At 62.5% G+C, this 12952-nt stretch carries 11 protein-coding genes and 1 pseudogene; 1 reads left to right on the top strand and 11 read right to left on the bottom strand.

Features of this window, described 5'->3' with window-relative positions; all coding sequences use genetic code 11:
* Positions 1-5: 5 nt before the first annotated feature.
* Positions 6-1610, bottom strand: a complete 1605-nt coding sequence (locus NTY77_15045) for a hypothetical protein (GenBank protein MCX5796809.1) — start codon at positions 1608-1610, stop codon at positions 6-8.
* Positions 1611-1741: 131 nt separating this feature from the next.
* Here NTY77_15045 and NTY77_15040 point away from each other — a divergent pair, with 131 nt between their 5' ends.
* Positions 1742-2638 carry a cation diffusion facilitator family transporter gene (locus NTY77_15040; protein ID MCX5796808.1) on the top strand — a complete coding sequence of 299 codons (897 nt, stop codon included), beginning with the start codon at positions 1742-1744 and terminating at the stop codon, positions 2636-2638.
* Between the two features lie 2 nt (positions 2639-2640).
* Here the strand turns inward: NTY77_15040 and NTY77_15035 are convergent, their stop codons facing one another.
* From NTY77_15035 to NTY77_14990, 10 genes and pseudogenes are all read right to left on the bottom strand, one after another.
* On the bottom strand, positions 2641-2976 hold the full coding sequence (locus NTY77_15035) for a winged helix-turn-helix transcriptional regulator (protein MCX5796807.1): 336 nt from the start codon (positions 2974-2976) through the stop codon (positions 2641-2643).
* 95 nt (positions 2977-3071) lie between these two features.
* The gene (locus NTY77_15030; protein ID MCX5796806.1) at positions 3072-3335 is read right to left on the bottom strand and encodes a hypothetical protein; all 264 of its coding nucleotides are present in this window, start codon (positions 3333-3335) and stop codon (positions 3072-3074) included.
* A 158-nt stretch (positions 3336-3493) separates the two neighbouring features.
* Positions 3494-4204, bottom strand: a complete 711-nt coding sequence (locus NTY77_15025) for a nucleotidyl transferase AbiEii/AbiGii toxin family protein (protein MCX5796805.1) — start codon at positions 4202-4204, stop codon at positions 3494-3496.
* A complete protein-coding gene (locus NTY77_15020) occupies positions 4194-4736 on the bottom strand; it encodes a hypothetical protein (protein ID MCX5796804.1) in 543 nt (180 codons plus the stop codon). The genes NTY77_15025 and NTY77_15020 overlap by 11 nt, the downstream gene beginning before the upstream one ends.
* A gap of 449 nt (positions 4737-5185) precedes the next feature.
* The gene (locus NTY77_15015; protein MCX5796803.1) at positions 5186-6679 is read right to left on the bottom strand and encodes a hypothetical protein; all 1494 of its coding nucleotides are present in this window, start codon (positions 6677-6679) and stop codon (positions 5186-5188) included.
* 476 nt (positions 6680-7155) lie between these two features.
* Positions 7156-7623: a hypothetical protein gene (locus tag NTY77_15010; GenBank protein ID MCX5796802.1), complete on the bottom strand. Its 468-nt coding sequence runs from the start codon at positions 7621-7623 to the stop codon at positions 7156-7158.
* A 542-nt stretch (positions 7624-8165) separates the two neighbouring features.
* On the bottom strand, positions 8166-8753 hold the full coding sequence (locus NTY77_15005) for a hypothetical protein (GenBank protein MCX5796801.1): 588 nt from the start codon (positions 8751-8753) through the stop codon (positions 8166-8168).
* A gap of 80 nt (positions 8754-8833) precedes the next feature.
* A pseudogene (locus tag NTY77_15000) lies at positions 8834-10199 on the bottom strand (winged helix-turn-helix transcriptional regulator).
* A gap of 208 nt (positions 10200-10407) precedes the next feature.
* Positions 10408-11772, bottom strand: coding sequence for a Fic family protein (locus tag NTY77_14995; GenBank protein ID MCX5796800.1), 1365 nt, complete (start codon positions 11770-11772; stop codon positions 10408-10410).
* A gap of 369 nt (positions 11773-12141) precedes the next feature.
* Positions 12142-12780: a hypothetical protein gene (locus NTY77_14990; protein ID MCX5796799.1), complete on the bottom strand. Its 639-nt coding sequence runs from the start codon at positions 12778-12780 to the stop codon at positions 12142-12144.
* Between the last annotated feature and the right edge of the window lie 172 nt (positions 12781-12952).

Raw genomic sequence — 12952 nt, 5'->3', positions numbered from 1 at the left:
CAAGCCTAGCTGCTTTTCAGGCTCTCGATGAGCTTGCGGGGATTCACGATGCGCTCCAGTTGGTAGTCTTTGCCGTCCTTCTTGACCGTGAGGGTGTCGCCGGTCTCCAGGGCCTTGCGCCAGAAGAGCTCGGGGGTGACGTCGGGCTTGACCTGGCAGGCCAAGGCGTAGAGGCCGCCTATATAAGGTAGGGACCAGCTCCAGCCGCCCTCACGGTAGAAGACGTAGTCTGAGGCGCCGGCCGGGCTGGCCGTGGTGCGCGAATCCATGGGAACCAGCAGGGTCTGTGGCGAGCTGCCCCAGCCTTCCGCGAAGAATCTCTTCTGCCACCAGTCCCCGGGGCCGTAGGAGGAGAGCTGGTCAGGGTCGCTGATGGGCTCGCGGCCGAGGCCGTTGAACTGGAAGCCGTATTGCTGGGCCAAGGAGCTGGTGACCACGAATATGCCGGCCTGCTTGGCGCGCTCCACCGCGGCCGTGACCTCGGCAAAGCCTTTCTCATCGGCCGAGAAGCCGCGCTGGATGGTCAGGACGCGGATCCTTCTGTCCTTGGGCAAGGCCGCGCTGAGCGCGATGACGTGGTCTATGGCCTTGGCCAGGGGGATGTAGTTCATGGAGCCGTCGCTGTCGACCCACCAGTCGGCGACGTAGTAGAGCTCCGCCTCGGGCGCCACGCCGATGTCCTTGCCCACGGCGAAGGCTGCCACGGCGCCGGCATGCATGACGGCCTCGGGGCCGGCCCAGTGGACTTCTTCGTAGGTTTTGAGCCTGGACGCGTATTCCTTGTGGTCTACGAGCAGGGCTTGGTCTATGATGGCCATGGAGACGCCCTTGCCGGTGATGCCGTCCCTGTGCAGGCTGCGCAGGCCCAGGCCGGGGTTCTTGCCGAGCGCCATGATGCTCTTGGGGGCGAAGCCTCCCGGCAAGGACTTGGGGAACTTGGTGGCGGTGTCGAAATCGGCCTTCAGGAGGTCGTCAGTGCGGCTTTTGAGGTCGAGCTGCGTGAGGTCCTGGCCGCGGAGGTCCACCTGCCACAGCTTGTCGGTGTCGGGCTGGTAATGCGGCAGGGAGTACAGGGGCTTGGGCCGGAAGGTGCTGGGCGCGGGATGCTTGCAGAGGCCGCCGGGGGGCACCTTGACCAGGCAATCGGCGTAGCGGGTGGTGTCGGGGGTTTTGGCGATGGGCTGGGACTTGGGGAGCTTGGCGTAGTCGGTGTCGCGCAGGAGGACGTAGTATTCGGGCTTTTGGTTGCGGATGGTGTAGTCGCCGCTCTTCCATTCGAGGAACATGTATTTGAGGCCGTTGATGTCCTTGAAGGTGTAGCGGCTGGCGGTCTTCTCGGGCGAGTTGATGAGGATGCCTTGGGTCCAGGTCTGGGAGGGGCTGGGGGTCTTGCCTTGGGGCAGGAAGACCTGTTCCTTAAGGAAGAGGTTGGGGGCGGGGGCGGCTTTGGGGGAGAAGGCCTCTGGCGTGGTCACGTAGGCGACGCTGCGCCAGGTTCCGACCACGGCGGGGTCGTCTTGGAAGGGAAGGTTGATGTCGTCGGTGGTGGCCTGCGCCGGGCCGCAGACGGCCAGGGCCAGCAGCAGGGGAAGGGTCTGGTTCCATTTCATCGCGCGCCTCCAGGGGACCTAGGCATTCTAGAAAAAATCCCGGCGCGCTGGGCTCATCGCGCCCCTATTTCGATCTGTTGCGCGCGCCGCAAAACGGCATTGTGATATCATAGCCTCCCGGGCCGGATCACGTGGACTCCAGAGAAAGAACGCGGATAGACGCCAAGAAACGACTGCTGGGCCTGAGCCTGCTGTTCGGCAGCGTGGGGTTGATGGGCGGGTCGGCGGCCGCCTTCCTCGCCAACTCCCTATCCCTCTACGCCGACCTGGTCAGGCACGCCGTAGACACCCTGGCGACGCTCATCTCCTGGCTGGCGCTGTCCCGCCTGAAGAAACACGGCCACAGATTCGACTTCGGCATCGGCAAGGTGGAGAGCCTGTTGGGCATCCTGGTGGCCGCCGGCCTGCTCGCCTCCGTCTATGCCATCTTCGGCGAGGCCCTGGCCCGTCTGCATTCCCCCCGTCCGCTCGGAGGCATCGCCTGCGGGCTGGCCGTCAACATCGTGGGGATCTTCGGCAACGGCTACATGTGGCGCAAGCTTTGGCGCAACGACCGCGACAATCCCTCGCCGGTGATCGAGGCGAAATGGAAGTCGCATCGCATATCCACGCTGACTTGCGCGGGACTCATCGTGCCCCTTCTGGCCGGCAAGTTCCTGGCCGGCCAGCCGGGGGCCCTCTATGTCGACCCGGCCGTCTCCCTCGGATTCGCGGCCTATATCCTCTGGACGGTCTACGAGATCGCGGCGCGGGCCCTGGGCGACCTCAGCGACCGCACGCTCGACGAGGCCCTGCAGCTGGTCATCATGCGCGAGCTGGCCCGTTTCTACGCCGAGTATGAGCAGGTCCACGGCATCCGGTCCCGGCGCTCGGGCGGCGGGGTCTATATCGAGCTGTACCTTGAGTTCGACCCGGAGCGGCGCGTGGGCGAGGTGGATCAAGTGATGGACCGCATGCGCGAGAGCCTGCAATCCCATATCCGGCACAGCCGGGTGACGGTGGTGCCGGCGCGGTGCAAGCCGGCTTGATTTCAGCTCGGGCTGAGCGGCCTGCGGCGCAGCCGCCAAGGCCTGGGCAGCGGGATTTCCCATCGACCGCCCCTGTCGGACCCGATCCTTTTCAGGACTCCCCCTTCCTTTAGTCTCTTGATGTTCCACTCAATAGCCTTCTGTGTGAGGCCGATCTCATGGGCCAGTTCCGTGGTCGTGATGCCAGGCTTTTCTTGTATGGCGCGCAGGATTTTCTCCCTAGTTTTCTCCCTAACTTTCTCCCTAGTTTTCACCCTAACTTCCTGGGTCGCCTTCTGGGAACTTTTCTGGGTACCTTTCTGGGTACCTTTCTGGGTACCCGTCTGCGCGGAGGTCATTAGAGAGAACTCCGGCGACCTGTGGAAAACGATAGGAAACGCAATGAAGCGGTTTCTACCGACCAGTCAGGCGGCACCCCAAATCGCCCCAAATCTCACCCCAAACCACCCCAAATGGCGACCCCACCACACTCATTAGCTATAGAGTCCTTGCTTTGCTTGCGGCAGGCTGCGGCGACCTGGTCGACAGGCTCCGGCGGGGCGTCGGGGTCCGGCGCCGCGCCGCCAGGCAAGGGGAGCCCGCCTTCTTTGGCCTTCTTCGCCCGCCAAAGGCCGGAGACCTTGCTGCCGGAAAAGACGCCTAGAACGGTGGCCAAGGTGGTGTTCATGTTGGCCGGCCAGACGGTCCAAGCGCCCATGACCCCGGCCAGCCAAAGGAGGGCTGGCAGGACGCACTAGGCCATCACGAACCATTGGCCCCAGTAGGCGTCCTGGTCATAGGGGTCGGTCCATTTCTCCCATTCGCGGGTGACGGCGTAGGCGGCGAGGACCATGCCGCAGTCTTGGCCGAGGCCGGCTAGCGACCTTGCGGCTCCTGGGAAAGCTTTTCGAGCAGGGCGAGGACGCGCTGCGCCCTGACCTGCGAATGGCCGACATCCCGGACATGTCCGGGGACGCTCTCCACGAACCCCTCCTGTCCCAGAAGCGTCCTGAACTGCTCTGCCAGGTATGATCTGAGCTCCGCGGGAGCGCGCTGGAATCTCTCCGCGAATTCTCGGCAGCCGTCCAGGAGGGCGACGATGTCCTCGATGTCGCGGCTGGCCAGATAATCCCCTTTGCCGCGATGCCGGAAGGCCTCGAGCTTGGATGCCAAAAGGTGCGGGGCCGAGAAGACTCGGATCTGCTGGCCGTCAGGCAAGATCGCGTTCTCGGCATGGGCCAGGCCGTCCGGGTACCAACGATTGGCGAAGCCGAGGATGCGCTGGTGAGGAGGCATCACGTCCACAAGCACCCCCCGGTATTCCCATCGGCAGAGCGGGCTGCCGGTCTCCGTGGAATGCTTGAAGCCCAGGCGGCGCAGTTCCGCCTCGATGTCGTGGTATCGGGTCCGGCTCGCCAGTTCCACGACGCAATCGACGTCCGCCGTCGGACGCGCCTGCGGCGCTCCGGGGTCGGAGAGATAGAGATCGATGACCGCTCCGCCGACGAAAGCCACCGACTCCTCAAGGCCCCGCAGCCCCTTGGCTACGACGGCCAGCATGTCGAGGTTCGGCGTGCTAGGCCGCATGGAGGCGTTTGTGGAGCTCTTCGGCGGCCAGCGCCCTTTCCCTGGCTCGCCCGACGCGCAGGGCGTCCACCAGGGCCAGCAGCTCGTAGAGGCGGGGGTCCTTGCGGGCGGCTTGCGGCGCCCACTCGCACAGAGGCGAGATGGACTGCCCCCTGGCTTCGCCGTCGGGATGCGGCCAGACGTACTGGTCCGACTCTCCCGAGACGATCTTCTGGGCCAGCGGCGGAGCTGAATGCGAAGTCGGGATGCCTCGGGAGATCATCCCGAACTCGGCCGGGAACACGTATTTGAGGCCGTGGAGCAGGAACTCCTCCAACGCCGCCTTCACCAGTTCCCCCTTCTCCGAGTTGAAAAGGCCCACGTAGCCCGCGCGGCCGAGGGCCAGGCTGACCTCGGACTGCGAGATCCCGAGCTCCATGGCCAGGTCCACCATCCGCCATTGCTTGCCTTGCGAAGCCAGGAGCTTCAGAAGGACAAGGACGTCCTGCGGCTTGAGTCCGCGGTGCGTGCGGTGTGTGGGGTGGCTGAACATAGGGACAGTATAACAGTGATTATGACGAATTGCAATATGCGATATGCGAACTGTCATAGAGCACAGCCCGCATCTCCGCACAGGCTTTGAGGCAACAAATGGGCACGGGCGAATGTGCCGCGCTTGAGCCCCCGCCAACGGGCCGAAGCGTGGTCGCCTACGGAGGCGGCCAGGACGCAGGCTAGAGTGTTGGTCAGCGAGTCCGACCAGCCTGGGGCCCCAAGGTTGGTGTGGTATGACCTGTCGTCCCGGGGGTCGGTCCATTTTTCCTACTCGCGGGTGCCGGAGTAAGCCGCGAGCACCATGGCGTCCACCCAAGGGAAGGGATCGGACAGGCAGTCCGATCCCTCGTCCGGTTGCCGCAAAGCCACCACCCAAGGTGATGGCTCCAGACGTTATCGCGCCATTTTGGCGCGATAGTTGGCGCGATTCTCGGCGGATCGCCGTGATCACGGAGAAAGCACCTCGTACTTCGTGGATGGCCCGGAACCTTCGGGGCGGACGAGTCGGAGGTCCGTAAATCGCTTGAAATGATTCTGCGCCGTCCGGCGAGGAACACGCATCGCAGCGGCATACTCGCCGGCAGTGACCCAATCTCTGGTTGACAGCCATCGCCAGCTAGTTCTCTCGGCCTTGCTCAGCAAAGCCAGGATCCCCGCATCAAGCGCCCGCTCCGCGCCAGCCGCGCTTCGATAGAGCGTCAGGCTCAGATAGGGCGCAGCCCAGACGTATCTCGGCAGGGGCAACCCCTCCTTCTCCGCGCCGGCCTTCAACGTCTTGATGCCCAGTCCGCGTTCTTCCGCAAGCCCCATGTGGGCGAAGACATAATGCAATACCGGATTGCGGCTCAGCATGGGGGCGTTGAATGCTTGCATCTGTCCCATCGTGATAGGGGGCGGCGGAGCGCCGGGGCTCTTGATCGTGATGGCGTCTTCCGTGACCGCGAGTTGGCATTTTGCGCCCTTGATATCGTAATCCCGATGAATGAGCGCATTGATCACGGCCTCGCGCACCATCTCAAAGGGAAGGGCGGGCCGCGTCTCGCGCTGCATCCGGCTCCGGTCGATCACGTTGGGTAGTTTATCGCCAAGCCACTTCTCGACCAGATCCGGGATCAGGACCAGCGGCTCGTCAAAATCCAGAAGTTCATCCTTGCCATCGGGATAATGGATGGTGGCCAGGAGGCCGGCCTGATGGAGGATCCCGCGCGGTTTTTTGCCGAAGAGAAGAAAGCCGAATCCGGTCGGGGTCAAACGGCCCTTCTCCTCTTTCAGCAACCCTTGCTGGAGCAAATGGCGGTTGAAAGCCCGAGAACCCGCCACGGCCGCGATCTTGGCCTGTGAGCGGTATCGATCGAGAGCCTCAGCCGAGAAATCCTTGACGGCGGAAACAGCCAGGGCGTTTTCGAGGGGAGAGAGAGCGTTCTCTTTCAGTTGCTTCGCGCCCCGCGCAGTTTCGGCCCGCTCAGTCGCTTGCGTGACAAAATCCCTGTTCGCCGCGCGGATGACTTCCTGAAGGTCGCGGTCGAACATGTGCACTTTGACGCCGGCATCTTGCAGGGATTTGATCCCCTTGCGGTCCACCTTGGGATCGGGGTCCTCGATCCCGACCCAGACCTCCCGGATCCGCGCCAAGACAATGCGTTCGGCGCAGCTCATCTTCGGAGGGTGGCGCGAATCCGGAGCGCAGGGTTCGAGCGTGGCGAATAGGATGGAGCCGTCCAGTCTGCTTCCGCGATTTTTTCTCTCCAGCAGCGTGAATTCCGCGTGGTCTCCGTGACGCAGCTCGCCCCGACAAGCCGTCTCGATGGCGCCGTCGGGCTTGACGAGCGCCGCGCCGACAAGCGGGATCGCCTTACCGTCCTTGCGCGGCTCCGAGACGGACTGGCGCATGACCTTGACGGCCAGCTCCATCAGCTTGCGCGGATCAAAGGGGTGCTTCATTTTCCGTTTGGTATTCCAGGAATCTTGTCTCCACACTATCGACAAGTCGCCTTGGGACGGACCCGCGCCGCCGGCCTCGCAGCGCGCGGCTGAACCGCTGGCGCCCCTGGGGCTCCTTGATTCATTCCCGCGCATTCCTGGGAGGTGGCGGGCTGTAAATGAATCACTGCTTCATTTGTCTCATTCTTTTGATTCATTTCGGGATCTGGCCTCTTATATCGACTTATGTGCGGTTTATCCGAAAGCGATATACATGTCTGGCTGTCGGATTGCAGGTGGTCGCGGGGTTGCCCACATACTACATATACGAGCTCGGCGCCGGAAAGTTCCATGGGTCTCCCGAATTCTGGAGACGCTGGCGAGTTCGCGCCCTTTGCGCTGGACCGGGAAGGAGCCAATAGCCCCCCCGGCAGGGCTACGGCGCCGTTTGCGCCAAGGCCTCGGCCGCCGGGCTTTTCTCCAGGGCCCGGGCCAGCTCATCGGCCGCGGGGGCAAACGCCTTGCGCATGAGCTCCGCGAGGTCCTTGGCGGGCCGGCCGGCGCGGCCCTGCTCGACCTCCACGCTCTTGGTCCAGTAAGGACTGCAGGCTGGGCTGCCGCAGGCGGACCACGGTGGCGGAGAGGTCGATCTTAAGGCGGTAGACTTCGCCTCCGTTGCGCGAGCGGCTGGCCACGGCCTCCTGAACCGTGCCTTCGACGAACAGGAGCGTTCCCTTGGCCTCCTCCGCGATGATGGGGCAGTTGTTGGAGCCGCATTCCACGACCTCGGCGGTCTCCGCCACCCGGGCCTCGATCTCAGCGGCCAAAGCTCTGCTTAGGACCTGCATGGTGAGCTGGGGCCGCCAAAGGGGTCCGTTCTTGGTCAGGCTGGTCTGGGTGGGGGCGTCCGGCGCCGGCCGGCCGGTTGGGGGCTCGGGGGGTTGTTCCTTGAACTGCCAGACCACGGCCCGGATGGGCAGGCGGTTTTTGGCTGTGGGCCCGGGCTCATAGGAGATGTTGGGCTGGATGCAGGCGGACAGGACCGCCAGCAGGCCTATCGGGAGAAACGCGGTTATTTTGCTAATTTTTGCGGGGTGGATGTGCGATCGACTACAGGGGTACAGAAGCCGCGAGAAGTCGTGAAGAAGTCGTACGACTTCTTGTGACTTCTTGCCTGGAACAGTGCCACGGCTGGGACGGCTACAAATCTCCTAAGAAACCCACCCTTGAGTGTACCGGCGACTGTATCCTGACTGTACCCCTGACTGTACTCCGACTGTACTCCCGACTGTACTCCCGACTGTACCTGTACCCCTGACTGTACCCTCCACTGTACCCCGACTGTACCCCAGAGAAATCCCGCAAAATACGAGATAATCGACTGTACCCCAAAAAAGTGGGCGGCAGAAGTGGGCGCCCACTTGGCCTAAAGTGGGCGCCCACTCGGCGCGCCCACTTCAGTACAGTACACTCGGCGTGATGGTCATGACCTCAAGTGGGCGCCCACCTAGCCGCAAGCCATAAACACGGTCAGGCCGGTGTCCGAGGCGATCTGTTCGGCCGTGAAGGTGCCGCGCTTGCGGCAGGCCGCCGCGACCTGGTCGGCTGGGCCGGGGGGTTCGGCCGGGAGGGCTGCTCCGTCACCCGGGGCGGGCTGGGGGAGGCCGGGGACGTTGCCCCAGCCTTTCTTGGCCTTGTCCGCCCGCCAAGCCGCGGAGGCTTTGCTGCCGGCAAAGACGCCCAGGACAGCGGCCAAAGCGGGGGTGAGGCCGGAGGGCCACTTATTAGGGAAGCCTACGGCCATGCACAGCCAGATGAGGACGGGCAGGAGGCACCAGGCGGCCACGAACCATTGGCCCCAGTAGGCGTCCTGGTCATAGGGGTCGGTCAATTTTTCCCATTCGCGGGTGGCGGCGTAGGCGGCGAGGACCATGGCGTAGGCTTGGCCGAGGCCGGGGGTGGCGAGCCAGGAGCCGCCGGAGTAGGCTTCGCGGGCGAGGTCTAGGAAAGAGGCGACGGCGAGGAGGCCGGAGCCGAGGCGGAGGGTGTGGCGGATGGCGAGTTTGGCGGGTGGGGCGGATGGGTCGGGGCTCATTTGGGTCCCTATTTCAGTGGGATTCTAGCAAAAGACCGGCGCCAGTCAGGGCGACGGACCGCCCTTTGCGCGATGATCGTTCATCTCACCTCCCAATGTCCCGCTTTCGTGGGGCCCACATGTCTGACAAGCCCGGATGACTTCAATTTGTTCAAATGATACTGGACGCCATCTTCGCTGATGCCGAGCTTCGCGGCCAGCTCTCTGCGATTGGTCCCAGGCCGTGCTCTCAGAAGGGCCAGAATCTTTTCTTGGGTAGTTTCTTGGGTAGTTTCTTGGGCAGTTTCTTTGGTAGTTTCTTTGGTAGTTTCTTTGGTAGTCGCCCCGGTTCTTCTCTCCGTTAGTTCGGTTTTGAAAGGGAACTCCACCCACAACCCGGCGCCTTCGCAGCGAAGCACCGGAGCGGGGACACCGGCAGACCGGCAGGCCTCCAGTATCCGTTCGATGCCGCGGCCCCAAGCCTCGATCATGCCCGCCCGGAAGAACGCATTGGCTACATCCGGGTTGAAGGGCTGGGAAGAATGCTTCTCCTGCAATCGTTCCACGGTCCAAGCGGGCGGCAATTGCCCCGGATTCCACAGCAAGATCCTGTCGTCGTACACGCTGATCTGGACGGGATGGCCGCTGGAATAATCCTTATGAGCCACGGCATTGAGCACGGCCTCGCGCATCGCCTCATCCGGCACCGGATGGGTCTCCACGCGTTGAATCCCCTCATAGGAAATCAACGCCTTCATGTATTTGGTCGACAGGAGGTCCAGCGTCTTGTCGACCTGGGAAAACAGGTCGCCATGGATCTCATCTTGGTACAGCAGGTCCGAATGGCCGCGGAAGAATCCGATCTTCACGAAGGCCCCGGTGACGAATTTTTCAGGGTCGTGATGGAACAGGAGCAGGGCGGCCCGTTTCAAGTAATTCCCATCCAAAAGATCAATTTCTCCATCAACACGGGGTCCGGCTCTCCCAGTATTTCCGGGGAAAGCCGCCTGCTGCTCAAGGCCCGCTTGCGAAAATAGGCCAGAGCCGCTCTATCCAAGTCCTCGATCTTGACATGGGGAACCGGCACGCCATCCCAATGGCGGCCTTGCTTCTTCAAGAGAAATCGGTCCAGCGCCGCGCCCTTGAGTTCCTGTTTGGTGCTGCCGCTGCGGTAGTGGTACTCGCCCTTGTAACTCACGGGCAGGGATAAGGCTCCGCCGCGATCTCCAGGTACTCTTTCCCGGCTTCTTCGCGCAGGTTGACCTTCACCATGATGCCCAAGATATCGCGCACCTTGTTGGGAATATCCGCCAGCAACTTCGAGGCGTTGGCCAAGCCGACGACCACCCCCTTGTCGTTGCGGCCTATGTGCAGCACGCCGCCGTCGGCGTTCGCGAAGCCGCAGATCCACTTCAGGCATTCGTCACGCCAGGATTCCTTGTATTCGATATGCTGGTTTTCTTTCATGCGAGTCTCCACTACATATACGAATGAGGCCGGAAAAAGTTCCCGGGCTGCCTCGGAATCGAAGGTTGCGGCCGGTCAGGCCGCAACCCCGACGCGACCCTTCCTCAGTCGCGTCGCCCCTATTAGGGCTTGAAGCCGATCTGGCGGGGCGGCTGGGGCGGAGGCTCCAGAAAGCGGCGGATGGCGAGTTTGGCGGGCTGGTCGGGGCTCATGGCGCGGGCTTGGGATGGTCTGCCTTCAACATCTCCGGGAGTTTTTCGGAGGGGACGAACTCGAACGTCTTTCCTGACCTCGAGACGGTGAGGAGCTGCTTGTCGGCCAATCCGAACAGATCGTTTCTTGCCGTCTGGTATGAGACCTGCTGGGTCTGCTGGTGGCCATAGATGGTGTAGGTCCGGCCCGGCTTCTTGAGGGCATCGAGCAAGAGCTCCCTTTGCCTGCCGTTGAGGCCCCGGACGCCGCGCAGCAGCGCGGCCGCTTGCCGCATCTCAGCCTGCTTGTGGGCGATGTGTTTCTGGACCTCATTGATGGCGAGATGGATGGCCTGCAGATTGAACATGATGAAGTACGTGGCATCCTTCTCCCCCCGTTCGGAATAAAGGAACGCCCGGTAGTATTGCCCGGCCGCGCGCAGCACCATGCGGGAGAGCGAGACGAACTCGAAGAGCCAGTAGCCTTTTCTCAGGAGGTACCAGTAGAAGACCGCGCGCGCCGCCCGGCCGTTTCCGTCCACGTAGGGGTGGTCATAGGCCAGCCAGAAGTGAAGGAGGATGGCCTTGATGACCGGATGGATGAAGGATTCCTGCCGCTCGTCGTTGGCAAAGGCAAGGAACCGTTCCAGGCGCCGCGGCAGTTCCGAGCCCTTGGGCGGCATGTGGAGTATGTGGGGATCGGCGCCGTCATCGATGACGCTGATATCGTCGTCCTGCGGACTGCGTCGGAGCCTGCCTGCAGCCTCAGGCTCCTCGATGGCGCCTTGCGTCAATATGGCGTGGAGCTCATGCAGCAATTCCAAAGTGAGAGGCGAATCCTTGAGGACACGCAGCCGCTCGATGGCGCGATAGTTGTTGAGGATCATCCTCTCGGACTTGTCCGCGGGCGGGCGCTTGGTGCGCAGCATCTCTTTTGCCACGCGCCGCGTCGTGGCCGCGCCCTCGATCTGGCTTGATGCTATGGCTTCTTCCATCAACGAACTGACGATGTAGCGGTCCCGCTCCTGCGCAGAGGGAGGGTTTCCCTCCAAGGACAGTTGGCTGGGGGCGTTGCGGTCGATCTGGTAGAGCCACTCCTGAGCCTGATTTGGAAGCCAATACGAAAAGGGGTTTCCGGACGTAGCCACGAGCGGGATTTTTTTGCGCTCTGCCTGGGCAGACCATTCGCGAAGGGTCCACAGGAGTTCCGGGGTGATGCCTTCAGGCATGGGCCAATACTTGAGCTTGTCCCAATAGGGATATTGACTTGCGCTCTTGCGCAGGAGGGTCTGAACATCCGCCCTGGCCATGGCTTTAAAAAATGTGGGCGGGTCTTTTTCGAATACGGAGTAGAAATTGGGCGGCTCTTCTGGGATTTTCACGGTTTCATCATAATTTATACTAATCTGACTTAAATTAGGATAGCAGGTATTCTTCAATATGTCAATATCCTAAATTACAATAAATTAGGATAAATTAGGATTCGGTCAATTTTTCCCTATCTTTGAGGAAGTCAGGATAGCCGGCGGGCACGGTCAATACGCCAGCAGGCTGCTGGACAATCGGTTTGGCGCGTTGGTGGCTCATACTATATGTACGATTTTGGCCGCGGAAAGTTCCCTGCCGGCTGCCTCAGAATTAAAGGTTGCGGCCGGTCAGGCCGCAACCCCGACGCGACTATTCCTTGGTCGCGGCGCCCCTATGAAGGCTGCCGGTCTTGTCGGTCGAGAGGGAAGAGCCCTTCAGCAGGGCTACTGCCCCGCCTGCGCCAAAGCCTCGGCCGCCGGGCTTTGCTCCAGGGCCCGGGCCAGCTCATCGGCCGCTGGGGCAAAGGCCTTGCGCATGAGCTCAGCGAGGTCCTTGGCGGGCCGGCCGGCGCGGCCCTGCTCGACCTCCACGGTCTTGGTCCAGTAGGACTGCAGGTTGGGCTGCCGCTGGCGGACCAGGGTGGCGGAGAGGTCGATCTTAAGGCGGTATACTTGGTTGCCGCCGCGCGAGCGGCTGGCAACGGCCTCGACCACAGTGCCCTCCACGAACAGCCGGGCGCCGGCTTGCTCTTCCGCTACTATGGGGCAGTTATTGTAGCTGCATTCCACGACCTCGGCGTTCTCCGCGACCCGCGCCTCGATTTCAGCGGCCAAGGCTCTGCTTAGGACCTGCATGGTGAGCTGGGGCCGCCAAAGGGATCCGTTCTTGGTCAGGCTGGTCTCCATGGGGGCGTCCGTTGCCGGCCGGCCGGTTGGGGGCTCGGGGGGCTGTTCCTTAATGAGCCAGACCACGGCCCGGATGGGCAGGCGGTTTTGGGCCGTGGGGCCGGGCTCATAGGAGATGTTGGGCTGGACGCAGGCGGCCAAAACCGCCAGCAGGCCTATCGGGAGAAACGCGGTCATTTTGCTCATTGGGGTTCCTGACTGAGGGGGTGGCTATGGTGTTCACTGGTGGGGCGACTGTTCTTGTGGGGTCGACTGTTATTTTAAATAAGTGATGTAAATTCATGCATTTCTGACTGTTCCGCGACTGGTAGGATACATACATCCGATGTATACATACATGTCTGCCGGA

Source organism: Elusimicrobiota bacterium (genome assembly GCA_026388095.1).
GTDB lineage: Bacteria > Elusimicrobiota > Elusimicrobia > UBA1565 > UBA9628 > UBA9628.
This window is presented reverse-complemented; position numbering and strand designations above follow the sequence as displayed.